Genomic DNA, 26,824 nt, shown 5'->3' with positions numbered 1-26,824 from the left:
TGCCTCGCTTAGTGGGAATTAGAGCGCCTTGAGCCCTTGCAGCAGCGCCTGGTGGAAGCGCGCGGGTTCTTCCATTTGTGGTGCGTGGCCCAGGCCCGGGAACTCCACCAGGGTCGAGTGGGGAATGAGCTTGGCCACTTGCTTGCCCAGTTCGTTGTACCGGCCGATCTTGGCCTTGACCTCGGGCGGCGCGCTATCACTGCCGATGGCGGTGATATCGGACGTACCGATCAGTAGCAGGGTCGGGACCTGCAGGTCCTTGAACTCGTAGTACACCGGCTGGGTGAAGATCATGTCGTAAATCAACGCCGAATTCCACGCCACCCGCTTATGGCCCGGGCCCTGGTTCAGGCCGACGAGCATGTCCACCCAACGCTCGTATTCAGGCTTCCAGCGCCCGTCGTAGTAGGTCTTGCGCTCGTACTCGCGCACGCCGTCGGCGCTCAGTTTCAGTTCGCGCTCATACCATTGGTCGACGCTGCGATAGGGCACGCCCAGGGCTTTCCAGTCTTCCAGGCCGATCGGGTTGACCAGCGCCAGTTGCTCGGTCTGTGTGGGGTAAAGCAGGGCATAGCGTGTAGCCAGCATGCCACCGGTGGAATGGCCGACCAGGGTCGCCTTGGGAATGCCGAGTTTTTGCAGGAGTTGATGGGTGTTGATTGCCAACTGCTGGAAGCTGTACTGGTAGTGCTCAGGCTTGGTGGAGGTGCAGAAGCCGATCTGGTCCGGTGCGATCACCCGGTAGCCGGCCTCGCTCAGGGCCTTGATCGACGCCTCCCAGGTCGCGCCGCAGAAGTTCTTGCCATGCATCAACACCACGCTGCGGCCATTGGCGGGGCCTTTGGCCGGCACGTCCATATAGCCCATTTGCACTGCTTGGCCCTGGGACTGGAAATCGAAATGTTCGACCGGGTAGGGGTATTGGAAACCTTGCAACTGCGGGCCGTAGCTTGGGTTTTGCGTGGCTGCCAAGGCAGGGAGGGCGCAGGTGGCCAGCAGGCCGGCAAGGAGAAACGAACGTGTCAGCGGCATGGGAAAGCTCCAGGGACGATGCTCCCGGATGCTGTGGCGGGGGGATTAAGCGGGGATTAACCCGCCGCCGCAGGCCCAGTGCAGCAACGCACATTGCTTACATCCAATGCAACGTAAGCATTGCCACCACCGCATACCGGGCCGCCTTGGCCAGGCTGACGATCAGCACAAAACGCCACAGCGGCTCCTTCATTACCCCGGCCACCAGGGTCAGCGGGTCGCCGATGATCGGCACCCAACTGAGCAGCAGTGACCAATGCCCCCAGCGGCGATAATGGCCGCGGGACTTTTCCAACTGCGCGGCGCTTAGTGGGAACCAGCGTCGATCCTTGAACAGCTCGACCGAGCGGCCCAGCAGCCAGTTGACCAGCGAACCCAGGACGTTGCCCAGGGTCGCGATCCCGAGCAGCAACCACACCGCGTAGTTGCCGTTGAGCAGCAGCGCGACCAGTACCGCTTCCGATTGCAGTGGTAACAGCGTAGCCGCGCCAAAGGCGCTGAAAAACAGCCCGGCATACCCAGCGAGCATTGATCAGTGGGCCGGGTATTGGGCTACCACTACATCTTTGCCTTCGCGGGTCAGGCCGATGACTTGATAGGCGTCGCTCATACCATCCATTTCCATGCCCGGCGAGCCCATGGGCATGCCTGGGGCGGCGATGCCCAACAAGTCGTCACGTTTGCGCAGGGCCAGCACCTGATCAGCAGGCACGTGGCCTTCGACGAATTTGCCGTCGATCACGGCGGTATGGCAGGACGCCAGGCGCGGCGCCACGCCCAGGCGCTGCTTGACCGAACTCATGTCCGCTTCCACATGGTCGTTGACCTTGAATCCGTTGCTTTCAAGGTGGCTGATCCATTTCTTGCAGCAACCGCAGTTGGCATCGCGGTGCACGTCAATCGGGATCAGTTCGGCGGCCTGGGCCAGGGTGGTCATGAACAGGGCGGACAGCAAAGTCAGGCGCAGGGTGGTTTTCATAGACAGGTCCCATCGGTTACGGAGTGCGCAAAGAGGGCGCATTGTCCGCGCTTTTGCGAATCAGGTGAGGTGGTTATGTTTCGAAATTATACGGACACGCGACAACCCCGCAGCTTAAGGTGCGCAGCTGTCAGCCAACTGAGGCAAAGATGACAATTTTGTCAGTTCAGGACGATTCCAGGCGCTGTTTGAGCTGGTCCATGGCCTGCTCCGACAGCTCTACCATGCGCGTTTGCAAGGTGCGCAGCTGCAGTTCGGTCTCATAGCTCAGCACCCGAGTGAACAAAGTGCCGCTACCTTGAGGCTGGAGTAAGTAATGAATGCTGCCATCGACCGCAAGGGAGGTGAACACGGTCTTGAATTCCCGGGGCGGCACGGCGATTTGCACCCGGTAGCTCATGGGTACACGTACCCCCAGTAGGTCGATCGTCTCGGTGAAGCGCTGACCGGCAGGCAGTGAACCGCTGGTGCCGGTGTCCGCGCCCAGGGACGTGGGATGCCATTCATGCCAGCGATCCGGCTGGGTCACGTAGTCGTAGACGGCTTCGATAGGGGCTTGGATGTAGCGTTCCTGGCTGATTCGCTCGACGCGGAGCGGGTGCTCGACTGCATTCATGACACACCTCCTGTGTGGCTAGGAACTGTCAGAATAGTCGCACTCCCGTACAACGCACGGGAGTCTTCAGGCTTTTTCGAAGGGTTCGCAGCAAGGCCTATAGCTGATAGTTCTTCAGCTCCCGAGCAATCACCAGGCGCTGGATCTCACTGGTGCCCTCATAAATCTGCGTAATCCGCGCATCCCGGTAGTAACGCTCCACCGGGTAGTCTTCCAGGTAGCCATAGCCGCCATGGATCTGCATCGCAGATGAGCAGACCTTCTCGGCCATTTCCGACGCGAATAGCTTGGCCTGGGAGGCTTCGGACAGGCACGGCTTGCCGGCACTGCGCAAGCGCGCGGCATGCAGGATCAGCAGCCGTGCGGCATTGAGGCGGGTCTGCATGTCAGCCAGCAGGTTGGCCACGCTCTGGTGCTCGATGATGGCCTTGTCGAACTGCACCCGGTCACGGGCGTAGGCCAATGCGGCTTCAAAGGCTGCACGGGCGATGCCCAGGGCCTGGGCGGCGATGCCGATGCGTCCACCTTCGAGGTTGGACAGGGCAATGGCCAGGCCCTTGCCGCGCTCGCCGAGCAGGTTGGCCTCGGGCACGCTGCACTGGCTGAGGGTTACCGCGCAGGTGTCCGAGGCACGGATGCCCATCTTGTGTTCGGTACGGTCCACGGTGAAGCCTGGGGTAGCGGTGGGCACCAGGAACGCCGAAATGCCTTTCTTGCCCAGCTCCGGGTCGGTCACGGCAAACACAATCGCCAGCTTGGCGCGTTTGCCGTTGCTAACGAACTGTTTAGCGCCGTTGATCACCCACTGGCCATCGCGCAGTTCGGCGCGAGTGCGCAGGTTGTGGGCTTCGGAGCCGGCCTGGGGTTCGGTCAGGCAGAAACAACCGATGGCCTGGCCGCTGGCCAGCTCGGCCAACCAAGTCTCTTTTTGCGCAGGTGTGCCGTAGTTGAGGATTGGGCCGCAACCCACTGAATTATGGATACTCATCAGTGCGCCTACTGCACCGTCACCCGCAGAAATCTCCTCGACGGCCAGGGCATAGGCCACGTAGTCCACATAAGTGCCGCCCCATTCTTCCGGCACCACCATGCCCAACAGTCCCAGTTCGCCCATCTTGGCTACCAGGCCGTCGTCGATCCAGCCGGCTTTTTCCCAGGCCTGGGCATGGGGGGCGATTTCGCCACGGGCAAAGTCGCGCGCCATGTCGCGGATCATGACTTGTTCTTCTGTAAATTCAATATCTTGCATGAGTTAGTTCCCGTTCTTCGCGAAGTCTTGGAAGAAGCTGTCGACATGGCGCTGGTCCAGTGCCGCCAACGTTGGCGGGTTCCAGCGCGGGGCTTTGTCCTTGTCGATCAACAATGCGCGTACACCTTCGATCAGGTCGCCACGGGCGAACCACTGGCGGTCCAGGTGCAGTTCCAGGGCAAAGCAGTCTTCCAGCGCCAGGTGCCGTCCCCGTCGCAGCATCTGCAGGGTCACCGCCATGGCCAATGGCGAGCGGGTGTGCATCAGTTGCGCTGTGCTCACGGCCCATTCATGGCTGTCGGCGACGGTGACTTGTTGCAGCTGTTCGACAATGCTCGGTACGTCGGGCTGGGCAAAGAAGTGGTCGATGGCCGGGCGCAGGGCCGCCAGCGGCGCATCCGGCAATTGTTGTACGGCGAGCTTGGCCAGCAGGCCTTGCAGGTCCTTGAGTGGCGAGTCGTGCCATTGCAGGTGGTCGAGTTTGTGGTCCAGCTCCGCCAGCCTGGCGCTGTCCAGGTACCAATCAGCCAGCCCGCAATACAAAGCGTCGGCGGCGCGGATCTGCACCCCGGTCACGCCCAGGTAAATCCCCAGTTCGCCGGGAATGCGCGGCAGGAAGTAGCTGCCGCCCACATCCGGGAAATAACCGATGGCCACTTCCGGCATGGCCAGGCGGCTGCGCTCGGTGACTACCCGCAGGTCGGCACCCTGGACCAGGCCCATGCCGCCGCCCAGGACAAAGCCGTCCATCAGGGCGAGGATCGGCTTGCGGTAGTGATGGATGGCCAGGTCGAGGGCATATTCCTCGACGAAGAAGTCTTCGTGCAGGGTGTCGCCGCTCTTGAAGCTGTCGTACAGCGAGCGGATATCGCCACCGGCGCAGAAGGCCTTTTCACCGGCGCCGCGCAACACCACGGCGTGCACCTCGGGCGCATCGGCCCAGGCGCGCAAATGCGCCGAGAGGCTGCGGACCATGTCCAGGGTGATGGCGTTGAGGCCGGCGGGGCGGTTGAGGGTCAGGTGGCCGATGTGGTTGCGTACTTCGGCCAGGACGCTGTCCTGGGAGGACTCGGTGCTGCGTGTCGCCTGGGACTGAGCCTGAGCAGTCATCTGTAACTCCCTGCTTTTATTGTTCTTTATCAAAGTGTTCGCGGGCGAACCATCTCCGGATCGTACCAGTGCAAATTTGCCCAGTACAAGCCGGAATCCTGCAGGTCATCTTTGCATTTATGCAGCGAGGCATTCGATAAAAAACTGGGCAGGCTTGGCTAGACCCGGCTGGCCAGCACCTGGCTGATACTGCGGCGGCGGGCATGGTCTTCGGCGATATGGATCAGTTCCTCCAGTTCGCTGGGGGTAACGTCAAAAAACTGCTCCATTTGCGCCAACGCTTGTTCCAGGTCTGCGGCGGTGATTTTTGCATCCACCTCTGGGGACGGCGTCGGCACCACCACTGGGGTTTCAGCCGGGCCCTTGGGGTAACGGGTGCGGGTCAGGTTGTTGTAGGCCAGGGCCGACAGCAGCAAGGTGCCAGCGCCGAGCATGACCGGGCCGACTTCCTGCCAGCCCAGGGCGATGGTGGCCGGGTCGGCCAGCACCAGGGTCATCGCCAATCCACCGGAAGGCGGGTGCAGGCAACGCAGCCAGCACATCAGGATCAACGCCATGCCCGCCGCGAGACAGGCGCTGCCCAGGGTCCGGCCCAAGACGCGGGCCACCAGCAAGGCCACCACACTGGCGCATAGATAGCTGCCAATAATCGACCATGGCTGGGCGAGGGCCCCCGATGACACCGCAAACAACAGCACGGCGGAGGCGCCCAGCGGGCCCAGCAGGTGCATGGCCACTTCCAGGCCATACACCTGGGCACAGAGCCATACGGTAAACAGGGTGCCCAGGGCCATGCCGATGGCGGCACGACTCCATTCGGCGGGACGGGTATTGATGGCAGCGGGGAACCAGCGAGCGAGCATTGCGGGGCAGTCCGATCTTGAAAGGCAAAAAAAGGGCTTTGCGGTTTCCCGTAAAGCCCTTCGAAAGTTCCAACATTTGGGGGAGGAACCGGCGCAGTGTGCCGATCAATTAACACTGGCGCCAATGCATATTAATGCAGGTTAAGTGCAGTAATTTTGCATCAAGCCCACCGGGGCCCTGAGCAGACCTTGCCCAGGACACGCTCGTGGTTCTCGGCATTGATCAGCGATTTGTGCACGCTTTCCCGCAACTGTGGGTCGCTGGCCAACGGCCCCTTGAGTGCGACCAGGGCGTCGCGCAGTTCCATCAGGCGGTCGAGGGTGGGCAGCGGGATATAGCCGACGTGTACAGGCTCGGCAGCAACAGGCAATTGCTCGTCAGGCACGGCAGCGGTCCTCTGAGGGCAGTAACGATGTGGCGCGAATGGTGGCGCAAATGTAAAACGAGTTTACCGGTGGGGTCAGAGAGCCGGTAGGGGAACCGCTACCGGCATTTACGGATACAAACGTAGGAGCTTTCTTGATGACTCACACTCAAGGCGCAAGCGGCTCCAGATGCAGCAGCACATAGGGGTTTTTATCGAACTGCCCGACAAGCACCGGCGTTAATCCGCGCCAGCGCGGCTCCTCCAGGCCATCGAATTGCGCCTTGTCCATCACCAGCCACGCCGGCGCCGGCAGCGCTGCGAGGTCGGCAGGTGCCTGGGTGAACAGCGGCACCCGGTCACACTCCACATTGACCATGAATTTGATGGCCTTGGCGTCTTTGCCCAGGCCATGCAACACCAGCGGCGCGGGGTCCTGGCGAATCAGCGCCTGCGCCTCGCGGGCAAAGGTGCGGGTGTCATACAGGCGGCGTTCCAGGGGTTCGACCACCAGGATGTACACGCTCCACACCGCCAGCACCGCGCAAAACGCCGGCCCCACAGGGCGCCAGCGCCACTTCACAAGCATCGCGACGGCAACGACCTGCAAGCCGATCAACAGGCCCAGCGCGCCCTGGAAATGCTCCACCTGCGCGCCAAAACGATGCCGGGCCACCAGCAGCGCGCCGACCAGTAAACCCGGAGCCAGTGCCCATAACCCCAGCATCAAGCGCCGTAGCCCCTTGAACAGGCGCCCATCCGCCCGATGAAACGGATACGCGGCGATGATCGCCACCATGGGCATCATCGGTAACACATAGCGGGCTTTCTTCGCCTCGGGGATCGACAGGCCCAGCATCACGATCAACCCCGCTGCGATGCATCCCAGCAGCAATTGCCAGCCGCTATCGGACGCGCGCCGGCCTCTTTGCAGCACCGCCAGCAGCGTCAACAGGGCCAGCGGGTACGCCGGGGCGTAATTGCCCAGGGAACTGCTGAAGTAATACAGCACGCTGCTGGAGCCTTCGCGGCCATCCATGCGTCCGAGGAACTGCATGCGGATCACGTCCTGCATAAAGGCCTCGCCGCCACTGAGCTTGGCCAGCAACAGCAGCAAGCCCACGCACGCCACCAGCAACGCCAGGGCCAGCAGGCCGAAGCTGAACAACGGCCGCCATTGGCGGTTGAGCAGGTAATAGCTGCACAACACCCCAGTGGGGATCACCAGGCCGATGGGCCCGCGAATGGCAAACCCCAGCAGCAACAGGAGCAACAGCCACGGCAGGCGCCGGGGGCTGGCGAAATGATCATGGGCATAGCCCAGGTAAAACACCGCCAGGGTCACCGCCGCCAGCATCTGGTCCAGGGAAACCGAGCGGGTTTCGCTGATAAACGTGCTGCTGAGCAACAGCAACGCGATGCTCAGCAGCGCCCAACGCCGGGAGTAGGGCGCCGTCAGGCGGTAGACCAGGGCAACGATGACCGCCGTAGCGATGGCCGTCGGCAGCCACGCACTAAGGCTGGTGACGCGCCCCAGGGGCAGCGACAACAGCCAGGTCAGCAGGGTCGAGGTCGAGAGGTAATCGGCATATGGCTGGCCATAGGTGGTGGGGAAAAACCCCGGCCCGTGGCGCAGCATTTCCTGGGCGAACAGCACGAAGCGCGAGTCGAAACCGATAATTGCCTGGTCCCAGTTACCGGCGACAAACAGCAACAGGGCCAGCAGCCCGACGCCCCAGGACTGGCGACGCAAGGCAGGCGCGAGTAGCGTGTCCACGCCTCAGGCCTCCAGCAACCGCGGCACCCACTGTTGCTGGGGGATCGGCAACTCGCAGGACTGCCCACGGCCCATGGGGAAGTAGTCAAAGCCCTTGCGCGCCAGGCGCTCGGCGTCATACAGGTTGCGCCCGTCAAAGATCACCGGCGCCTTGAGGCGCGCGTGCAGCAGGTCGAAATCCGGTGCCTTGAACTGCTGCCACTCGGTGCAGACGATCAAGGCGTCGGCGCCGCCCAGGGTCGATTCCGGGGTGCCCATCAGCATCAGGCGCGGGTCATCGCCGTAGAGCTTCTGGGTTTCCTGCATGGCCTCGGGGTCGAAGGCCCGTACGTTGGCCCCGGCGGCCCAGAGCGACTCCATCAGTACCCGGCTCGGCGCGTCGCGCATGTCGTCGGTGTTGGGCTTGAACGCCAGGCCCCACAAGGCAAACGTCTTGCCGCGCAACTCGCCCTTGTAGAACGCCCGGATACGCTCGAACAGTTTGCTTTTCTGGCGCTGGTTGATGGCTTCCACCGCTTCGAGCAGGTCGCTGGAGCAGTTGGCCTGGCGGGCACTGTGGATCAGCGCGCGCATGTCCTTGGGAAAGCACGAGCCGCCGTAGCCGCAACCAGGGTAGATAAAGTGGTAGCCGATCCGCGAATCGGCACCGATGCCCAGGCGCACCGACTCGATATCGGCCCCCAGGTGCTCGGCCAGTTCGGCGATCTGGTTGATAAAGCTGATCTTGGTGGCCAGCATGCAGTTGGCGGCGTACTTGGTCAGCTCGGCGCTGCGCACGTCCATGAAGATGATGCGGTCGTGGTTGCGGTTGAACGGCGCGTACAGGTCACGCATCACCTCGCGCACTTCCTCGCGCTCGCAGCCGATGATGATCCGGTCGGGGCGCCGGCAGTCAGCCACGGCAGAGCCTTCCTTGAGGAATTCCGGGTTGGAGACGATATCGAACACCAGGCTGCGCCCAGCCAGGGCCTTGTCGATATGGGCCCGCAGGGTGTCGCCGGTGCCCACCGGGACCGTGGATTTCTCCACCAGGATCACCGGCTCGACACGATGCCGGGCCACCGCATCACCCACCGACAGTACGTACTTCAAGTCTGCCGAGCCGTCCTCGTCCGAGGGCGTGCCGACCGCGATAAACAACACTTCACCATGCTCGACCGCGAGTTTTTCCTGGCTGGTAAAGGTCAATCGGCCGTTTTCCAGGTTTTCCCGGACCAGGCTGGCAAGCCCCGGCTCGAAAATGCTCACATGGCCCTGTTGCAGCAGACGCACCTTGTTTTCGTCAACGTCCATGCAGATCACATCGTGACCGACCTCGGCCAATACGGTGGCCTGTACCAGGCCAACGTAACCACTACCAAATACGCTGATTTTCATGGGGCATTCCTGGGGCTTGTATTGCCGATACGACGGGAGTTGATGGTCAAAACGCCGAGGATGACCAGTGCCACCCCCAAGGTCCGTGACAGGGAAAAGGGTTCGTTGAAGCCGGGCAGGCTGGCGGCCAGCAGGTACACCAGGACGTAGCTGATACTCAGCAACGAATAGGCGCGGCTCAGGGGCAGATGCGCCAGCGCACCGAGCCAGCACAGCATCGACAGGGCGTAGGCCACGATGGCCAGGGCCACCACGCCCAAGGCCACGGGATCAACCATGGGCGCGGTGAGCCAGTCGGCGGGCAATGGCAGGCGCGTCATGCTCCAGCGCATGCCCAGTTGGGCCGCGCTGACCAGCACCACGCTGGACAACGCCAGGGTGAAACCGCGCAACCGGCTCATACCTGGCCTCCCAGCAGCAGCACGCCGCCCATCACCAGGGCCACGCCGACCCAGTGGCGGCGGTCTACCGGCTCATGGAACACAAAGCGCGCCACCAGGGTGATCAGTACAAAATTCAGGCTGAGCATCGGGTAGGCAATTCCCACTTCCAGGCGTTGCAGCACCAGCAGCCACACCAGCAGGCCCAGGCCCAGGCACAGCAGCGCCAGCCACAGCCAGGGCGAGTGCAGTTTCACGCCCCAGCCCGCAGGCTGGTCCCGCCAGCCTTCCACGGCATACTTTTGCGCGATCTGGCCCATGCAGGTCAGCAGGCACGCGGCCAGGAGCAGCAGCAGGCTGATCAAGGCGCCACCTGCGGGAACACCAGGATCACCATGTTGCCTTGCTCGTAGCGCTGGCCATCGCTGGGCAGCAACTCGACTTCACGCACTTCACTCTCGCCCTTGACGCGCATCACCACGCCCACCGAGCCCTGTTTGCGGGCCTCGGTCATCCATTGCTGGACTTGTGTGGTGTCGACCCGGCGCGCGGCGCTGTCAGGGTAGGCCAGGCCGTATTTGACTTCGCCCAGGGTGTCGTAAAGCGTCACATCCGGGCGCTTGAGCCGCCACGCCAGGGCGGCCGCTGCGCCCAGGTCGTTGCTCAGCAAACGATTGGTACCTGCCAGTTCCTGGGCGTGATCAATAATGAACTGGTCCGGGGTCTTGTTATTCACCACCGAGTGCGGCAACGCCGCAGGCACCAGGGCCACCAGCAACCAACTGCCCAGGGCCGGCGCCGCCCACAGGCGCAGCGGGCGCGCCGCCTGTAGCAGATTGACGATAATCCAGCCCAGCAACACGATAAACACCAGCACCAGGCTCGACAGTTCCTGCTGGTGGGCATAGATCGGCTTTTTCAGCTGGAAATACACAATTGCCAGCAGGCCCAGCACCCCGAGGATCAGGTTGAGCCAGCCATTGACTTGCAACACCCGGCCACGGGCCTGGGCCAGTTTGTCGGCCAGGGTATGGCCCATCAGCAATGCCAAAGGCAGCAGGCACGGCAGGATGTAAGCCGGCAGCTTGCCCTTGCTCAGGCTGAAAAACGCCAGGGGCATCAGCAACCACAACAACAGGAAGCCAGTGGTGTGCGCACGTTTTTCCTGCCACGCCTGTTTCAGGGTGGAGGGCAACAGGGCCAGCCATGGCAGGCTGAATGCGGCCAGCAACGGCAGGTAGTACCACCAGGCTTCTTCGTGCTGGGCATCTTCACCGGCAAAGCGCTGAATGTGTTCGTGCCAGAAAAAGAAGTTCCAGTAGTCGGGCTCCTGGGCATGCACCATCAGCGCCCAGGGCAGGCTGACCACAATCGCCACAGCCACCGCCACCAGGCCGTAGGCCAGCAGCTCACGCAAGCGCTTTTGCCAGATCATGTAGGGCAGGGCGATCAATACCGGCAGCAGCCAGGCCAAAAAGCCCTTGGTCATGAAGCCCATGGCGCAGGCAAACCCCAACAGGGCCCAGGCGCCTAGGCGCGCCCGCCGGCTGTGGCTGTCGATGCACAGCCATAAGGCCACGCCGCTGAGGTTGACCCAGAAGCTGAACTGCGGGTCGAGGTTGGCGTAGCCCCCCGACATCGCCACGCTGACAAAACTCATGTAAAGCACGCTGCTGACCAGGCTCTTGCGTGGATCGTTCCACAGGCGCCGGGCCATGAAGTACACCAAAAGGATGCTCAAGCCCGTGGCCAGCGCAGAGGCCACGCGCACACCGAACAGGTTTTGCCCGAACAGGGCCTGGCCGAGGGCGATCATCCAGTAACCGGCCGCCGGTTTTTCGAAATAGCGGATGCCCATGAAGTGCGGCGACGCCCATTTGCCGGTCAGCAGCATTTCCTGGCTGATCTGCGCATAGCGGGTTTCGTCCGGGATCCACAGGCCATGGGTGACCATCGGCAGCAGGTAACACAGGCCGAAGGCCAGTAGGAGCAGGGGCAGGGCCCAACGTCGGATCATGCCTGTTGCACTCCCAGCCAGCCTTCGCGGCCACTGAGTACGCCGCGTGTCAGATGCGCCAGGGGCAAGCTCGCCGGATCGGCCGGCAACAGGTTGCCCAAGGGCTGGAATTGGATGCCGCGCTGCCCTGCCTGGGCAAGCAACTGGCGAAATTCATTAGCCATAAGAATCCCTTCGACTTCTGCGTGGATCGTATAGACGTTGAGTGTCGATTCGGTGAATCGATCAAGAATGAAGCCGTTGAAGTCCTTGGCCGCGACCTGAGGCCCGACCACTTCGTCGAAGGTCGGCAGGTCTACCGGGATCTGCGGCGTGCCGGCGCGGCCATCGGCGAGGATCGGACGGAACAGGCCGGTGCCGCGACAATCGCTGTTGTAACGCAAGCCAAAGCCTTGCTTGGCCTGCACCACCCGCTCATCGGCACGCCAGCCGGCGGCGGCGGAACACTGCACCGGGGCGCCGAGAATATCGCCCAACGTGTCGAGCCCACGGCGTACCTGCTCCACCAACTGCGCATCGCTCCAGCGCCCGGCATTGGCCTGCCAGCCATGGTGATCCCAGGCATGCAGGCCTACTTCGTGCCCGGCGGCCTTGGCCTGGCGCATCAGGTGCCCCAGGTCGCGGCCAATCGGCTTGCCCGGCCAGGCAGTGCCGGCCAGCAGGATGTCCCAGCCGTACAACCCGGCCGCGTTGGAGCGCAGCATCTTCCACAGGAACTGCGGGCGGATCAGGCGCCACAAATGCCGCCCCATATTGTCCGGACCGACACTGAAGAAAAACGTCGCCTTGATCCCGGCCTCATCCAGCAACTCCAGCAACCGTGGCACGCCATCACGGGTGCCGCGGTAGGTGTCGACGTCGATGCGCAGACCTGCCTTCATTATTTGCCTGCTTCGCTGGACTGGGCGATTTCCAGCATCGCTTCACGCAGGAAGAAGTCCAGGGTGTTGCCGATGGTCTCGCTCATCTGCACGCTCGGCTCCCAGTCCAGCAGGCGCTTGGCGTTGGCAATGCTCGGCTTGCGGTGCGCCACGTCCTGATAGCCAGTGCCATAGAACGCCTTGCTTTCGACATCACGGAACCCGGCGAATGGCGGGAAGTTACCGCGCAACGGGTGGGCCTCGAACTGACGCAGCAGTTCTTCGCCCAACTGGCGGATGCTCGCTTCGTTGTCCGGGTTGCCGATGTTGATGATCTGGCCGTTGCACGCGTCGTTATCGTTGTCGATGATCCGCGCCAGGGCCTCGATGCCGTCGGCAATGTCGGTAAAGCAGCGTTTCTGCTCGCCACCGTCAAACAGGCGGATTGGCGTGCCTTCCACCAGGTTGAGGATCAACTGGGTGATCGCCCGGGAGCTGCCGATACGCGCCGAATCCAGGCGATCCAGACGCGGGCCCATCCAGTTGAAGGGGCGAAACAGGGTGAAATTCAGGCCTTTGGCGCCATAGGCCCAGATCACCCGGTCCAGCAGTTGCTTGGAGACCGAGTAGATCCAGCGCTGCTTGTTGATCGGCCCCACCACCAGGTTGGAGGTGTCTTCGTCGAAATTCTGGTCCTGGCACATGCCATAGACTTCAGAGGTCGACGGGAAAATCACGCGTTTGTTGTACTTGACGCAGTAGCGCACCAGCTTGAGGTTTTCTTCAAAATCCAGCTCGAACACACGCAACGGGTTGCGGGTGTATTCGATTGGCGTGGCGATGGCCACCAGCGGCAGGACCACGTCGCATTTTTTGATGTGGTACTCGATCCACTCGGAGTGAATGCTGATATCGCCTTCCACATAGTGGAAGTTGGGGTGGCTGCGCAGGCGTTCGATGGCGTCGGAGCCGATGTCCAGGCCGTAGACCTCGTAGCGATCATCGCGCAGCAGGCGCTCGGACAGGTGGTTGCCGATAAAGCCGTTGACCCCCAGGATCAGCACGCGGGTGCGCCGTGGTTTACCGCCCGACTCGGCGCCGCGCAGGATCGAGCCGTCCACCAGGCCCAGTTCATCGGCCAGGGCCGGGCCGGTCAGGTACAGGCCGTGGTCATTGCGCTGGCCGAAGTTGATGACCAGGGAATCTTCACCGCAGGCAATGCGCAGCGGGTTGACGCTGATCACGCGACCCGGCGCCTGGCCTTCATTGCCCTTGAGCACTTCGGCTTGCCACACGATCAGCTTGTGCTCGCCCACCGCACAGAACGCGCCGGGGTACGGTTGGGTCACGGCACGCACCAGGTTGAACAATTCTTCTGCGGGCTTGCTCCATACGAGCTTGCCGTCTGCCGGGGTGCGGCGGCCAAAGCAGGTGGCCTGGCTTTCGTCCTGGGCGGTTTCGCTCAACTTGCCCTGGGCCAGTTGCGGCAGCGCGTCACGCAGCAACTGGGTGGCGGCCTCGCGCAGCTTGGCGTGGAGTGTCAGGCCGGTGTCGCTGCGTTCGATCATGACTTTTTGCTGGGCAAGAATCGCGCCGGCGTCGGCACGCTTGACCATGCGGTGCAGGGTCACACCGGTTTCGGTTTCGCCATTGACCAGCACCCAGTTGGCCGGCGCGCGGCCACGGTACTTGGGCAGCAGCGAACCGTGCAGGTTGAATGCGCCCTGGCGCGCGGTGGCCAACAGCGCTTCGCCCAGCAGGTTGCGGTAGTAGAACGAGAAAATGAAGTCTGGGTTCAGCTTCGCCACACGCTCGACCCACAGCGGGTGGTTGGCATCTTCCGGCGCGTGCACCGGGATGCCGTGGCGCGCGCACAGCTGGGCGACCGAGCCGTAGAAGGTGTTTTCCTTGGGATCATCGGCATGGGTGAACACGGCAGCAATCTGGTAGCCCGTGGCGAGCAGGGCTTCGATGCCTGCACAGCCAATGTCGTGGTACGCGAAGACAACAGCTTTTGAACTCATGACGAAACCTGACTGGAAGAGGAAGTGGACGATTGGGAAGAGGGCAGGCCATCAACGATGACCGCTGGCGCAGGGGCTGTCGGCTCGTTGCGCAGCACCTTTTCAATAAAGAAGCGTGGGCGGGCGCGCACATCGCTGTACATGCGCCCCAGGTATTCACCCAGCAGGCCCATGCCGATGAACTGCCCGCCAGTAAACACAAACAGCACGGCGAACAGCACGAACAGGCCATCGCCGGCCCAATCGGCACCAAAGACCAGGCGCATGACGATCAGGGCAAAGGCAAACAGCATGCCCAGGGCCGCCAGGCTGAAACCGACGATGGACAGCAGGCGCAGGGGCGTGGTGGTCATGCACGTCAGCAGGTCGAACATCAGGCTGATCAGGCGCATGGCGCTGTATTTGGATTCGCCGTGTTCGCGCTCGGCGTGGTGCACCAGGATTTCCGTGGTATGGCGCGCGAAGCCGTTGGCCAGGATCGGGATAAAGGTGCTGCGCTCACGGCAGGCGAGCATGGCGTCGACGATGGTGCGCCGGTAGGCACGCAGCATGCAGCCGTAGTCGGTCATGGCCACGCCGGTCGAGCGCTGCACGGCCAGGTTGATCAGGCGCGAAGGCCAGCGGCGAAAGGCCGAGTCCTGGCGATTGTTGCGCACGGTCGCGACCACGTCGTAACCCAGGGCGGCTTGCTCGACCAGGCGTGGAATCTCTTCGGGCGGGTTTTGCAGGTCGGCATCGAGGGTAATCACCACCTCGCCCCGGCATTGTTCAAACCCGGCCATGATCGCGGCGTGCTGGCCGTAGTTGCGATTGAGGATCACCGCTACCACATGGCTGCCGGGCTCGCTTGCCGCGTCTTCCAGCAGTTGGGCGGAACTGTCGCGGCTGCCGTCGTCCACCAGGATGATTTCGTACGCATAGGCCAACTGCTCGCATGCCGCACGGGTACGGCGCAGCAGTTCGGGCAGGCTCTGTTCTTCGTTGTAGACCGGGATAACGATCGACACGCAATGAATAGGGTAGGGTTTCAAAGATTCATGACCTCGGGTTAGAGCAACTTTGAGCGTAGAGATGACAACAAACAGCGGATGAAAGTGCAGGCAGTTCAATAAAAAAGAGCCGCGTGCAGAGCCACCCTGAGTAAAGCCCATAACGGCCAAAGGTAAAGCATTATCAAGGAGTTAGTCAGCAAAACCCGGCTTGCCCCAAGTATTGCGGCCAAGATTAAGCGCAAATTTGTCCAGCGAATATGAAAGGCAGATGAAAAACTCGTTTATTTGGTGGGCAGACAGCTAGTGTTCAGCTAGACAATAAAGAACGCAGACAAACGATAACTGTTTACACGTAGTCCTAATCCGTAAGTGCTTTAGTGCGTATTCGCGCTGATTTAACCGGGTTGGCAATCCATGGCGATTGAACAATCTTCTCAGCAACACCCTGCAAGTGCCGGTAAAGTAGGCGGTCTCTTGCCAGGGTAGTCGGATGAATAGCGTGCAGTTTTTACGGGGCCAGTTAAGGCCGGTGTTGATAGTGATGTGGATGACCCTGGGGGCTGCCCAGACTGCGGGCGCTGCCGAGCAAGTGAGCCTGACGCCGCTGGCCCAGGTTCCGCCCGGGGTCGAGGTGCAGGGCAAGCAAGTGGCAGCGTACAGCTGGGATGACCGCCAGGGTCATAACCTGCTGGTACTGGCCGAGCAGGAAGCAGGCGAGCGCGATGACGACGGCACGCAATCGGCGTCGATCTATGCCGCGCAGTACCTGTTGGAGGGGGATCGCCCCAAGCGCCTGTGGATGCTGCATGACGATGTGCAGCGCTGCGAGTTCGACGCCGGCCTGCACTTCGATAACGCCGCGACCCGCGTCACCGACCTGCTGGGTGACGGTCTGAGCCAGGTGACCGTGGGCTATTCACGCACCTGCACCAGTGATGTCAGCCCCCGTGAGTTCAAGCTGATCATGCACATCGGCAAGGCGCACAAGTACGGGCTGCGTGGGGTCGACCGCTATGGCGCCAGTTGGTGGGACGAGGAGGCCGGCGCGCTGCGCGGTATGCCGCTGCCCACCGATTGCACAGTTGCCGCGCAGCAGGCCCTGGTCAGTCAATACCAGGAGCAGGGCACCGACCTGCCATTGCCAGGCTGCTACAACGACGAGCAAGACTTCGCCAAGGCGCCCGCCAAGCTGCTGGTTTTCATGCGCCAGCAGTGGTTTGCGCTGATGCAAAAACAGGACGCCGACTGGAGCCAGCAGCAGAGCCCGGCACCGGCCGAGGATGAGCCCTAGTTTGGTATGCAGCGCCGACCTGCGTTAGACTCGGCGCTCGCCAAACCAATAAATACCGAGATTAAACATAGGCTTAGTCTCGATATTTAATCTCAAGGCTGATCTATTTTGACTGAGATTTCCCGCAACCCCCTGACCCTTTATCTCGCGCGCCTGGCGCCCTCCAGCCAATTGACCATGCGCTACGTGCTGCAAGACGCCGCCGACCGCCTGGGTTTCGAAGAGATCAACCTGGAAGATATCGACTGGCATCTGTTGCAACCCGAACACGTGATGGCCCTGGTCGCCGTGTTACGTGAAGACGGGTACGCGCCCAACACCTCATCGCTGTATGTCAACGCCGTGCGCGGGGTGATGAACGAAGCCTGGCGCATCAGCCTGATCAGCCAGGAACACCTGCTGAAGATGCGCTCGGTCAAAGCCACCGCCGGCACGCGCCTGAGCCAGGGACGCAACCTGCGCCGCACCTTGATCCGCGAACTGATGGACGTCTGCGCTGCCGATCCAAGGCCCCAGGGCCTGCGGGATGCGGCAGTGATCGCAATCCTCTATGGCTCGGGGATGCGCAAGTCAGAGTCGGTCAACCTCGACCTGGCCCAGGTGAACTTTGCAGAGCGCAGCCTGCGGGTGATCGGCAAGGGCAACAAGGAACTGGTCAAGTACGCGCCAGCCTGGGCGTTTGCCAAGTTGCAGGCCTGGCTGGAATTTCGCCGCGAGCATCTAAAGGACGGGGAACAGGACGATAGCTTCCTGTTCAACCGCATCCGCCGTGGCAGCCACATCACCCGCGAACGCATTACCAAACATGCGATTTACTACATCGCCCGCCAACGCGGCGAGCAGGTGGGCGTGAAGATCATGCCCCATGATTTCCGGCGATCATTCATTACCCGGGTGATCGAGGAGCATGACTTGTCGATTGCGCAGAAACTGGCGCACCACACCAATATCCAGACCACCGCCAGCTACGACGTGCGCGATGACAACGAGCGGCGGCGGGCGATTGATCGATTTGATCTTTGATTTTTCAGACTCAGGAAGTAAGCATGACTACAAGCATTAATGATTTCTGGTGGGCGACCCTGCTTGCACTGAGCGGCTGGGGTGCGATCGCCTTTTTGATCGGGTGGCGGGTACGTTCCGGCAAGGTCTTTAAGGGCATCACGGCGGCGAAACAGAATATCTACCTGGGGTTGATTCTGGTGGTTGTTTCTATGGTCCCGCCTGGTGTTTCGTGGTTCAAATACATGGATTTCAAAGAGCAGCGGCAAGCTGAGTCCCAAGAAACAGCGCAAATGAACCAGCGCCTGCAAGCCGATACCGACGAAAAAAAATGCGCTGCGCTCAAGGCTCAGAACCAGGAATGCGCGCAAAAAAAAGACCAGCAGAGGCAAGAGGATGATGGCGAAACGCTATACACCATCATGGCTAAAATTGTCGATATGATCGGCGTGTTTGTGGGCTTTCTCGGGGGTGCGCTGGGGGTCAATATCTTGTCTGAAGGCCTGTTCAGGAGAGACAAGACACTGCCTGAGCCCCTGGAGCCTTCGCCGATGTATGTGAAGCGAACCATCACCTACGAAGGCGGCAAAATACACCATGAGACCATCATGGAATATCGCCCATCCAAACCAGAGTAGGGGATAGGCACAACCCCGCAGATCAAGTGCAGGCGCTGTCGAGCCGCTATCGCAGATTTGAGCGGTGTCGCCCTCGACAAGGGCTACGGCTTATTGGCATGTCAATGCCTGGCGCTCGTAGTTCAACGCCCTGTTTTGCGCGGGCAGGGCGTACGGCGCCGTACATTGCTGGTCACCCCACTTGATCGTCAGGCTGCCCTGGTCTTCTTCAACCAGCACCAAGGCATTGCCGCTGGGGTCGGCGATGGCCAATTGCTTGCCGCTGGCGTCTTCCAGGGAGGCGCCAAACGTCATGCGCTGGTGCTGTGCATCAAACAGTTCAAACAGCACGCGCCGCCCGCTTTTGCCGCTGTAGCGGGCCAATACTACGGCCCCACGGCGTGGCACCAGTTGCTGCGTGGCTTGGGTGATTTCGATGTCGCCGCCCAGGTCGCGGGTGTCGAGGCTGATCCAGTTCACTCGATAAGGTTGTGTCGAGGGGATAACTGCATAGCCGTTGCGCCCGGTTTCAACCCCGCTGTAGCTGCTGATCTTTGCCCCGCTGATGCCCGGCACCTGGGCCAGGGCGAAGGTTTCGCTGACAGTCTGCCCAAGGTTGATACCACCGGCGTGGGCCACCACTGAACCGGCAACGTTAAGGTTTTGCGAGTCGTAACCGCGCCCCTGGCTGTACCCCAGGCTGATATCGGCCATGGAGGTGCGGCTGTTGATGTTGGCTGATCCCGATTGGCCGCCCGTACTGCTATGGCCGGCCTGCACCGAATAGAACACATCGCTGGTATCGGCCACATAACCGTTGATACCGGCCTGGGTGCTGGTATCGCCTCGCTGGGTGCTGCTGGTGACGAACGCGCGCGGCGCCCGGGGCTGGCTGCCCAAGGGGAACGAAACAGACAGGTTGAACTGCGTGTCGGAGTCGGGTGCGCCCCAACTGGCGATCTGTTTGGTGCGGGTCACGCCCAGGTTGTAGCTCAGGTCGCCCCAGTTGTTGTTGTAGCCAGCTGAAAAGCTCTGGGAGCCGCCACGGTTCCAATAGCGTTGGTCAGTGGCGTTCACGTAGAGGCTGCCGAACTCACGGTTGCGCCCCAGACTCTGGTTGATGGTCAGGTCGGTACGGGTTTTCGAGTTGCCGGTGCGCTTGACGGCCTCTTCGCTGGTGTCCTCGACGTGGTCGGTCAGGGTGCGGTAACCCTCGGTCGAGTAACGATACGCGGCGAGGGTGAAGTTGGTGTCGGTGCCGGCAAAGGTCTTGGCATACAACGCACGCACACTGTTGCCCTGGGTCGTTTGCCCTTGGGCGGCGCTCGACGAGTGAGTGACGTCCATGGACACGGCGCCCAGCGATGTGTTGCGGCCCACTCCCAGGGAGAACGCCTTGTAGTCTTCACTGGCTTGCAGGCCGACAATCGCGCTCAGGTTGCTGGTGAGGCCGTAGGCGAGGGTGCTGCTGACAAATTGCGGGCTCGCCAAGCCGTCAGCATTGCTGCTGAATTTACCGGCCGACACGCTGTATTTGACCTGGCCTTCACGCACCATGATCGGCAGGCTGGAGAACGCCTGGGTGCTCACGTGACGACGGCCGTCGGCCTCGATGATGGTGATTTCCAGGTCGCCGTTCGAGCCGCTGGGGTAGATGTCGTTGATCTCGAAGGGGCCGGGCGCGACGTTGGCGGTGTACAGGATGTAGTCGTTCTGGCGGATTTCTACGGTGGCGTTGGTTTGCGCTACACCACGGATCACCGGCGCATAACCGCGCTCGCTGTCGGCGCGCATGCCTTCGTCGGACGCCAGTTTCAGGCCACGGTAGCGCACGCTGTCGAACAGGTCGGTATCGGAAAAAATCTCGCCGGCACTGAACTGCCCCTTGAGCACAGTCACGTCATGCTGCACATAGCTGCGGTTGTTGGTGAAATTGCTCGGGCGCCCGGTACCGCTGCTCAGGTTCGACTCGTTACGCAGCCGCCAGCCCCCCACGTTGATGCCATTGCGCAGCCCCAGGTTGTTGTTGATGCGCGTTTCATAGTCGCCGCCTGTGCGGCTGCTGTTGAGTTGATAGTTGATAAACGCCGCCGGCACGCCGTCGTCCCAAAGCTCTGGGTCGACATAACCGCGCATGCCCCGTTGCATCGCGACCTGCGGAATGCTCGCCGCCAGGCGCAGGCGACTGGCGTCATAGCGCAAGGTCGCCTGGTCGATCAGCGTCGGCAGGTCGTAGCAGTCCTGGGGCTGGTTGGGGTCGAGCTTGCCCTGGGCCTGCAAGAGGGGCATGTCGATGCCCAGTTGCTTGAGCAGATCCAGGGTCAGGCAGGGATCGACCCGGCCGGTCTGCGGGTTGCGTTTGAAGTCGATGTCACGCCGGCCCACCAACACCTCATTGCTGTACAGGTCGACCCGGTAGTTGCCAGGCAGCACGCTGTTGGCCGAGAGCAGTTGCTGCAGGTCGACCGACGATTGTGCACCTTGCAAAAAAGTGGTGTTGAACACTTCCAGGGACGGTTCATCGGCAACGGCCCAAGCGGGCGAACCGGCAAGAATGGCCAGTGACAGCGTGCAAGTTGTCGACGCGCGTAAAGTGCGCTCGCTTGATATGTAATGATTGGGCCTGCTGCCTAAAAGAAAAAACATGCAATCATCCCTGCTTATCGGACAGGCGAGGCACGCGAGTACGCACTCGAATCGAACCTGAAGGGTTTAAGGGAAATGCTTATTGCTTGGTGCGCGCCTCAATGGCCTTGGCTGTCAGACGCGTGGAAAGTTGTGCGGTGTATTTATCTTGTGCGCCATAGTCGTTAATACTGGAAAAAGACAACTGCACAGCATCGTGACTATTGAGTTGTTTAACGCTGAACTGTTTTTCGGCACCCGGCGCAATCATTGTCGAGTCGGCAGCCAGTTCTGTTTGTTTACCGGCCTGCAGTTGTATGTCGGCCATGGACACGTGATACAGCGTCGGGTTCTTGACCGTCAGCAGCGAGTCAGCGCTGCGCTTTTGCAATTGCCACTGCAGTTGCGCGGGCGCCGACAGCGCGCTACCTGGCAACCCCGCTGGGCGGAAAAATACCTTGATGCGCTGGCGTACCGCCAACTGCAACGTGTTGTCGGAGGCGGCGGCCTGGGGAATCTCTTGCACATTGAGCCAGACCACGGACTCACGATCCGTTGGCATCCCGGCACCCTGGTAGAGGATTCGCAGCAACTGCTGCTCCTTGGCAAATATGCGTGCCAGTGGCGGGGTTACCGCGAAGGGTGCAGCACTGGCTTGCGCATCGTTGGTGTCGACCCAGGATTGAATCAATACGTCCTGGTTACCGTTGCGCACGGTGATATTGGCCTCCTTGTGATCGCCATCGAAGACGATACGGGTGGCACTCAGTGAAATGCTCGCGGCAGCCTGGGTCGCCATAAGCAGGGTCAGCAGCCCGAGGCATGCTGCAATGGAACGAGGCAACATGATGTCTACCGTTTGGTGGTCGAATAAATGGCGAGGCCCGAAGGCCTCGCGCGTGACAGGCGATGCGTGTCGTTTATTCGTATTGCAGGATGAACGGCAGGGTGGCGTCACCACGACCCGCGGTAGAGGCACCGGCTGCACCGGTGGTCACATAGGCTGCGGCAAAGCTCAAGGTTGCGTCGCCGCCTACGGCACCTTGGCCGTGCATGGCGCTTTCGATACGAGCGGTGGCCGGGGAGCTGAGGTCGATCAGCGCGCCGGTGCTGTCGAGTAGTGCGATACCGACGTTGCTTGCGCTGCCGTTACCAGGGGTCAGGGCGAGGACTTTTTTACCAGTCACCAGGCCTGAACCACCACTTTTGGCGTCAAAGATCATCGCCACTTTAGTGCCCAGGTTGCAGTTAACGCTGAGGTTGAAGTCCTTGGCGGTCACACGGCCCGAGGCCGGGTTTTCAGCGGTGCCCATGTCTTTGATGGAGACGGTGCCCATGTCGACGGAGATCACGCGATCAGCGTTGGCACCGTCAACCGAGCAAGCGTCGTTGTTGATCAAACCGGTGAAGGTGATTTTGCCGCCGCCGCCCGGGGTACCCGTACCCGGGGTAGTTTCGGCAAACGCACTGCCGCTGGCGGCAATAACTGACACAGCGATAAGGGCCAGGGAAAACTTCTTCATGATGATGTCCGTTAGTGTTGGTTGTAGAGACGGGTTGAAACTGCCAACGAACAATAGTGAATTTGTGCCTTAGAGAGAATAAGACGATTCTTATAAAGCACTACAGCGCGAGTTAGTTAAAAATGGCACTACTTGATAAAGTGCGAACTAGTTGAAAATATTCTGCTCCAGGCAATAAGTTAATAAATCCTGATCGCTGCTGACTTCAAGTTTGCGCATGGCCGAAATTTTTTGCGCACTGATAGTCTTTGAGCTTCTATTCTGGCTGCGCGCGATATCACTGACACTTTTGCCCGAAATGAATAAACGCAATATCTCGTACTCCTTCGGCGATAGCGTCGAGAAGCGTGCATCAATGGCAGTCATTGACTCGATCACCGAGGTCTTGGCCGGCTCCAGGCTGCGATACAGCGCCTGTTGCGCAATGGACTTGAGGGCGACCTGGATTTCGGTGTGCAACTGGCTTTTCTGGATCACCCCCACCACCCCCAACTCTTGCAGGCGGGTCAGGATCAGATGGTTGGAAATCATGGTCAGGATCAGAATCTGCACCTCGGGGAAGTGTCGCTTGAGGTACTCCACCAGTTTCAAGCCATCACCGTAGGGCGAATCGCCGGGCATGTTGTAATCGGTAATCACGATGTCGACAGGCTGCTGCTCAAGCAGGCCGATGAGGCCCGCCGAACAGATCGCTTCACCAACGACTTCAAAGCGCTCGTCTCGCTCGACGAGTTCTCGCACCCCCAGGAGCACGATGGGGTGATCGTCTGCAATAACCACAGTGAATGTTTTCATAAGGCGGGCCCGTAATGCTGGTTCAGTAAGTGAGGTGGTCCCACGCGCTTGCGCGCCAGGCGGTGCAATGCGCTCATAGCTGTGCCCCGAGCAAGGCTGACAGCCGAGTCATGACCTGTTTTGTCTCAAGCTCCAGCGTGGTACTGAGCCGGCCGCCGGCCAACTGGCTTTCCAGTTCGATACACGCCTGGGCCAGGTCGAGTGCCTGCACCGCCCCCAAGGCGCCGGCCACCGAATGCAAGGTTTCGGCCAGGCCCCGGCAATCACGTTGCTCGAGTGCGGCGCTGATGCGCTGCAGATCGTGCTGCACACTGCTGATAAACAGCGGGCGCATTTTGTCTGACATCTGCACCGTGTCAATTACCGCCGGCTCGGCGCGTACCGTGGGTTTGCACAGTTTGATCAACTGCGCACGCAGGGTTTGCAGGCTCAAGGGCTTGACCAGCCAGGCATTCATCCCGACCGCCAGGCAACGCTGGCCTTCCTCGCGCATGGCATTGGCGGTGACACCGATGATCGGCAGTTGCGGATCGTGCTCCCTGAGGGTGCGGGCCAGTTCATAGCCATTCATCAACGGCATATTGACGTCCGTCAGCACCAGGTCGAAGGCCTGGGGTTGCCATAGGTGCATGGCCTGCTCGCCGTTGTCCGCCAGGGTTACCGTGCAGCCCAACGCTTGCAGCTGTTCCTGGATGATGGCCTGGTTCACCGGGTTGTCCTCAGCCACCAGGATGCGCAGCTGCAACTGCCCGGCACTCTGTTGTTCGGCGTGCAGCACGGCCTCCTGTTTACCCCGTTGCGCCAGTGAAACCACCGCCGCAATGGCGCGCACGTCATGCATATCCACTTCCCAGCCTTGGGCGGTGTGCAGCGGCGGGCTGTGTGCCCCCGGCACACACAACACCCTTGGCCCGGACCAGGGCCGCGGCGGGCCTGCGGGCAGCATCTCGACCAGCACCGCTCGCTCGCTTTGTTGGGCCAGGGGCAGCGCTGCCACCGAGGCCTGGATGCCCAGGCGGCTGAGCCAGTCGCACAGCGACTCGGCCAACTCGCGCACGGGCGCCAGCACCTGCACCGGTGTGGTGCTTGGTTCAATGGGCGGCAGCCCCGGCAGCTCGCCACGGCCTGTCGGCAAGCTCATCTTCAGGGTGAAGCTGCTGCCCAGGCCGGGTTCGCTGACCACCTTGATCTGGCCATCCATCATCTCGGCCAGCCAGCGGCAAATCGGCAGGCCAAGCCCGGCGCCGCCTTGGCCGGCGGTGTCCGGGGCCTGGTAGAACAAGTCGAACAGCTTGGCCTGCTGCGCCTGGCTGATGCCCACGCCGGAGTCGGTCACTTGCCACTCCAGGTCGACGCGATCGTTGCCCCGGCGCAGCGCCCTGGCACGAATCACCACGCGGCCTATGTCGGTAAACTTGATGGCGTTGCTCACCAGATTGTTGAGGATCTGGCGGATACGCATCGGGTCGCCGACCACGCAATCGGGTAACTGCGCATCGATGCAGCCGTACAGTTGCAGGCCCTTGCGCTGGGCGAAGGCTGCGTAGGTGTGCAGGGTGTCTTCGAGCATGTCCAGTGGGCAAAACTCGATGGATTCGATTGCCATCTGCCCGGATTCGATTTTCGACACGTCGAGCACATCACTGATCAGTTGGAACAGCGTGGCAGACGAGCGCTGGATGGTGTGCAGGTAGGTTTTCTGGCGCGGGTCCAGGGGCGTCAACCCGAGCAGTTCCAGGGTGCCGAGCACCCCGTACAAAGGCGTGCGGATTTCATGGCTCATGGTGGCCAGGAACAGCGTCTTGGCTTCATTGGCCGCATCGGCGGCGCGCCGGGCGTCTTCCAGGGCCAGGGCGTCCTCGATGTGCCGGGTGACGTCGTTGAATGCATACAGGCGCACATCCTGGCCCTGGTAACGGGTGGAGACGAAGCCCACCTGCAAGTGCCGGCCCTCGATTTCCAGGTGGGTTTCGCCACTGTCGGAGCTGTCGTGGGAACGGCTGAGGGCCGCCACCAGCCTGGCGGTGCCGGGCCATTGCTGGGCGCGCTGGTTCTCGATCAATACCTGGCCATCCGCGCGGCCCACCACACACAGGCCGGTGGGCGCGGTGTCAATGATCACCCGGCTGAACGCCACGCTTTCGGCAATGCGCTCATGGGCTTGGCGCGCCGGGCGAATCACGTGCTTGCGGTACCAGCGGTTGCCCGCCCAGGCAATCGCCAGTACCGCACACACAAATAGCGCAAGGCTCGTCAGTGGCCACAGGGCATAGCGGAAAAAATGCTTGTAGCTGATCCCGTAGATCGCCGTCCACTGCGACTCAGCGTTGTGGGTGATCTTGAACTCCAGGCCTTCAGCACGAAAATTCAGCCCTTCGCCCAGGGACGACGCCATGGCCTGGGGGCCAGTCAGCGTCTGACCGGCCGGGGAGATCAGGGTGAACCGGTCATAGATGGACGACTCCATGGTGCGTTCCACATCGTTGACGTGCGCCATGTCCAGCAGGGTGGCAACCATCACCGGGTTATCGCCTTGACCGGCGCGCAATAGCTGAGGGTTGAGGGTCACCGCCACATACGCCAATAACTGAGGGGCCGCAGGGGGCGTGCCGGATGGGGTGTAGGCCTCCCAGTAAAGGCGCTCGTCCACTCGGTGCAACTGGCCGAGCCTTTGCCGCATGGCCTCGGCCTGCTCGGGGGACGGGCCGTTGAATGGGGTTTTGCCGCCTCGCTGGTAGCCGACCGCAGGCACCGCCATGTCGTAGTTGACCAGGCGGTTGAAGATAAAGACATGGGGCGAAGCGTAGGGCGACGATGACCAGAACGCACTGTAGTAGCTGGCCAGGTGCACGCCGAGGGCAAAGATCTTCTGCTGCTCGACGGGCGTGACCCGTTGTGCCTCGAACCGCGCGCTGAAGGGCACCGAAAACGCGAACTCGCGGCCTTCATAACGGGTGGTGTGGGCGTCCAGGCGTTGGCTCTGGAGGCTGGCCTGGACGTTCTTGTCGCTGGTCAACTCGCGTTGGATAGCCGGCTGCGCCAGGGTCCGGAGGAAGACTTCCTGTTCCTGGATGTTTTCCATCAGCCGCGCAAAATGAAAACCCACGGCAGCGTACTGTGCATCGATGATCCGCTGCAGTGCCCAGTAACTGGTGCCTGCCAGCAGCAACGCGACGCCGAGCACCACCATCAGCCCTTTGTTCAAGCGCAGTGAGCTGCGGGTGAATGCTTCGAGGATCGCGTTGTTGTGCTTCATGGAAGGTTTTCGCAGGCGGATGAAGAATCGGCGCTGGATGGAGTTTACTCCTTATACAGGTTAGACAAATCCAG

General features: G+C 61.5%; 24 protein-coding genes. 3 read left to right on the top strand and 21 right to left on the bottom strand.

Going from position 1 to position 26,824, the window contains the following annotated elements:
* Positions 1-18: 18 nt before the first annotated feature.
* The 16 genes from HBO05_RS01775 to arnC all read right to left on the bottom strand — a co-directional run bounded on the left by HBO05_RS01775 (position 19) and on the right by arnC (position 15,680).
* Positions 19-1,032: an alpha/beta hydrolase gene (locus HBO05_RS01775; RefSeq protein ID WP_169951750.1), complete on the bottom strand. Its 1,014-nt coding sequence runs from the start codon at positions 1,030-1,032 to the stop codon at positions 19-21.
* A gap of 97 nt (positions 1,033-1,129) precedes the next feature.
* The gene (locus tag HBO05_RS01770) at positions 1,130-1,561 is read right to left on the bottom strand and encodes a YqaA family protein (protein WP_169951748.1); all 432 of its coding nucleotides are present in this window, start codon (positions 1,559-1,561) and stop codon (positions 1,130-1,132) included.
* A gap of 3 nt (positions 1,562-1,564) precedes the next feature.
* Positions 1,565-2,011, bottom strand: coding sequence for a DUF411 domain-containing protein (locus tag HBO05_RS01765; protein ID WP_170041383.1), 447 nt, complete (start codon positions 2,009-2,011; stop codon positions 1,565-1,567).
* A gap of 166 nt (positions 2,012-2,177) precedes the next feature.
* Positions 2,178-2,627 (bottom strand): SRPBCC family protein, encoded by a 450-nt coding sequence (locus tag HBO05_RS01760; protein ID WP_169951744.1) that lies wholly within the window; start codon positions 2,625-2,627, stop codon positions 2,178-2,180.
* Positions 2,628-2,724: 97 nt separating this feature from the next.
* Positions 2,725-3,876, bottom strand: a complete 1,152-nt coding sequence (locus tag HBO05_RS01755; protein ID WP_172311432.1) for an acyl-CoA dehydrogenase family protein — start codon at positions 3,874-3,876, stop codon at positions 2,725-2,727.
* Positions 3,877-3,879: 3 nt separating this feature from the next.
* Positions 3,880-4,986, bottom strand: coding sequence for an enoyl-CoA hydratase/isomerase family protein (locus HBO05_RS01750; RefSeq protein ID WP_169951740.1), 1,107 nt, complete (start codon positions 4,984-4,986; stop codon positions 3,880-3,882).
* A gap of 158 nt (positions 4,987-5,144) precedes the next feature.
* A complete protein-coding gene (locus HBO05_RS01745) occupies positions 5,145-5,849 on the bottom strand; it encodes an HPP family protein (protein ID WP_169951738.1) in 705 nt (234 codons plus the stop codon).
* A 161-nt stretch (positions 5,850-6,010) separates the two neighbouring features.
* Entirely contained in the window at positions 6,011-6,178 is a 168-nt protein-coding gene (locus HBO05_RS01740; RefSeq protein ID WP_262376917.1) for a type VI secretion system contractile sheath small subunit, read from the bottom strand.
* Positions 6,179-6,383: 205 nt separating this feature from the next.
* Positions 6,384-7,991 carry a glycosyltransferase family 39 protein gene (locus HBO05_RS01735; RefSeq protein ID WP_172311430.1) on the bottom strand — a complete coding sequence of 536 codons (1,608 nt, stop codon included), beginning with the start codon at positions 7,989-7,991 and terminating at the stop codon, positions 6,384-6,386.
* A gap of 3 nt (positions 7,992-7,994) precedes the next feature.
* Complete coding sequence (locus tag HBO05_RS01730; protein WP_169951734.1) at positions 7,995-9,368, bottom strand: UDP-glucose/GDP-mannose dehydrogenase family protein; 1,374 nt, start codon at positions 9,366-9,368, stop codon at positions 7,995-7,997.
* Positions 9,365-9,769, bottom strand: a complete 405-nt coding sequence (arnF, locus tag HBO05_RS01725; protein ID WP_170057319.1) for a 4-amino-4-deoxy-L-arabinose-phosphoundecaprenol flippase subunit ArnF — start codon at positions 9,767-9,769, stop codon at positions 9,365-9,367. Before arnF ends, HBO05_RS01730 begins: the two co-directional genes overlap by 4 nt.
* Positions 9,766-10,113 carry a 4-amino-4-deoxy-L-arabinose-phosphoundecaprenol flippase subunit ArnE gene (gene arnE, locus HBO05_RS01720; protein WP_172311428.1) on the bottom strand — a complete coding sequence of 116 codons (348 nt, stop codon included), beginning with the start codon at positions 10,111-10,113 and terminating at the stop codon, positions 9,766-9,768. The genes arnF and arnE overlap by 4 nt, the downstream gene beginning before the upstream one ends.
* Positions 10,110-11,765: a lipid IV(A) 4-amino-4-deoxy-L-arabinosyltransferase gene (gene arnT, locus HBO05_RS01715; RefSeq protein WP_169951729.1), complete on the bottom strand. Its 1,656-nt coding sequence runs from the start codon at positions 11,763-11,765 to the stop codon at positions 10,110-10,112. Before arnT ends, arnE begins: the two co-directional genes overlap by 4 nt.
* Positions 11,762-12,649: a 4-deoxy-4-formamido-L-arabinose-phosphoundecaprenol deformylase gene (gene arnD / locus HBO05_RS01710; protein ID WP_172311853.1), complete on the bottom strand. Its 888-nt coding sequence runs from the start codon at positions 12,647-12,649 to the stop codon at positions 11,762-11,764. Before arnD ends, arnT begins: the two co-directional genes overlap by 4 nt.
* The gene (arnA, locus tag HBO05_RS01705) at positions 12,646-14,649 is read right to left on the bottom strand and encodes a bifunctional UDP-4-amino-4-deoxy-L-arabinose formyltransferase/UDP-glucuronic acid oxidase ArnA (protein ID WP_169951727.1); all 2,004 of its coding nucleotides are present in this window, start codon (positions 14,647-14,649) and stop codon (positions 12,646-12,648) included. The genes arnD and arnA overlap by 4 nt, the downstream gene beginning before the upstream one ends.
* Positions 14,646-15,680 carry an undecaprenyl-phosphate 4-deoxy-4-formamido-L-arabinose transferase gene (arnC, locus tag HBO05_RS01700; RefSeq protein WP_172311426.1) on the bottom strand — a complete coding sequence of 345 codons (1,035 nt, stop codon included), beginning with the start codon at positions 15,678-15,680 and terminating at the stop codon, positions 14,646-14,648. Before arnC ends, arnA begins: the two co-directional genes overlap by 4 nt.
* A gap of 451 nt (positions 15,681-16,131) precedes the next feature.
* On the opposite strand from arnC, the gene HBO05_RS01695 reads away from it, so the two are divergent.
* The 3 genes from HBO05_RS01695 to HBO05_RS01685 all read left to right on the top strand — a co-directional run bounded on the left by HBO05_RS01695 (position 16,132) and on the right by HBO05_RS01685 (position 18,572).
* On the top strand, positions 16,132-16,932 hold the full coding sequence (locus HBO05_RS01695; RefSeq protein ID WP_170041391.1) for a hypothetical protein: 801 nt from the start codon (positions 16,132-16,134) through the stop codon (positions 16,930-16,932).
* 108 nt (positions 16,933-17,040) lie between these two features.
* Entirely contained in the window at positions 17,041-17,955 is a 915-nt protein-coding gene (locus HBO05_RS01690) for a tyrosine-type recombinase/integrase (RefSeq protein ID WP_169951721.1), read from the top strand.
* 23 nt (positions 17,956-17,978) lie between these two features.
* Complete coding sequence (locus HBO05_RS01685; protein ID WP_170057322.1) at positions 17,979-18,572, top strand: hypothetical protein; 594 nt, start codon at positions 17,979-17,981, stop codon at positions 18,570-18,572.
* 90 nt (positions 18,573-18,662) lie between these two features.
* Here HBO05_RS01685 and HBO05_RS01680 read toward each other — a convergent pair whose 3' ends face one another.
* The 5 genes from HBO05_RS01680 to HBO05_RS01660 form a co-directional block, all read right to left on the bottom strand.
* A complete protein-coding gene (locus tag HBO05_RS01680) occupies positions 18,663-21,197 on the bottom strand; it encodes a fimbria/pilus outer membrane usher protein (RefSeq protein WP_172311424.1) in 2,535 nt (844 codons plus the stop codon).
* A gap of 79 nt (positions 21,198-21,276) precedes the next feature.
* On the bottom strand, positions 21,277-22,023 hold the full coding sequence (locus HBO05_RS01675; protein ID WP_172311422.1) for a molecular chaperone: 747 nt from the start codon (positions 22,021-22,023) through the stop codon (positions 21,277-21,279).
* 73 nt (positions 22,024-22,096) lie between these two features.
* Complete coding sequence (locus tag HBO05_RS01670) at positions 22,097-22,699, bottom strand: fimbrial protein (protein ID WP_169951714.1); 603 nt, start codon at positions 22,697-22,699, stop codon at positions 22,097-22,099.
* Between the two features lie 147 nt (positions 22,700-22,846).
* Positions 22,847-23,494, bottom strand: coding sequence for a response regulator (locus tag HBO05_RS01665; RefSeq protein ID WP_172311420.1), 648 nt, complete (start codon positions 23,492-23,494; stop codon positions 22,847-22,849).
* 73 nt (positions 23,495-23,567) lie between these two features.
* Positions 23,568-26,750, bottom strand: a complete 3,183-nt coding sequence (locus HBO05_RS01660; RefSeq protein ID WP_172311418.1) for a hybrid sensor histidine kinase/response regulator — start codon at positions 26,748-26,750, stop codon at positions 23,568-23,570.
* Positions 26,751-26,824: the final 74 nt, after the last annotated feature.

Source organism: Pseudomonas sp. WS 5079 (genome assembly GCF_012985465.1).
Classification (GTDB): domain Bacteria; phylum Pseudomonadota; class Gammaproteobacteria; order Pseudomonadales; family Pseudomonadaceae; genus Aquipseudomonas.
This window is presented reverse-complemented; position numbering and strand designations above follow the sequence as displayed.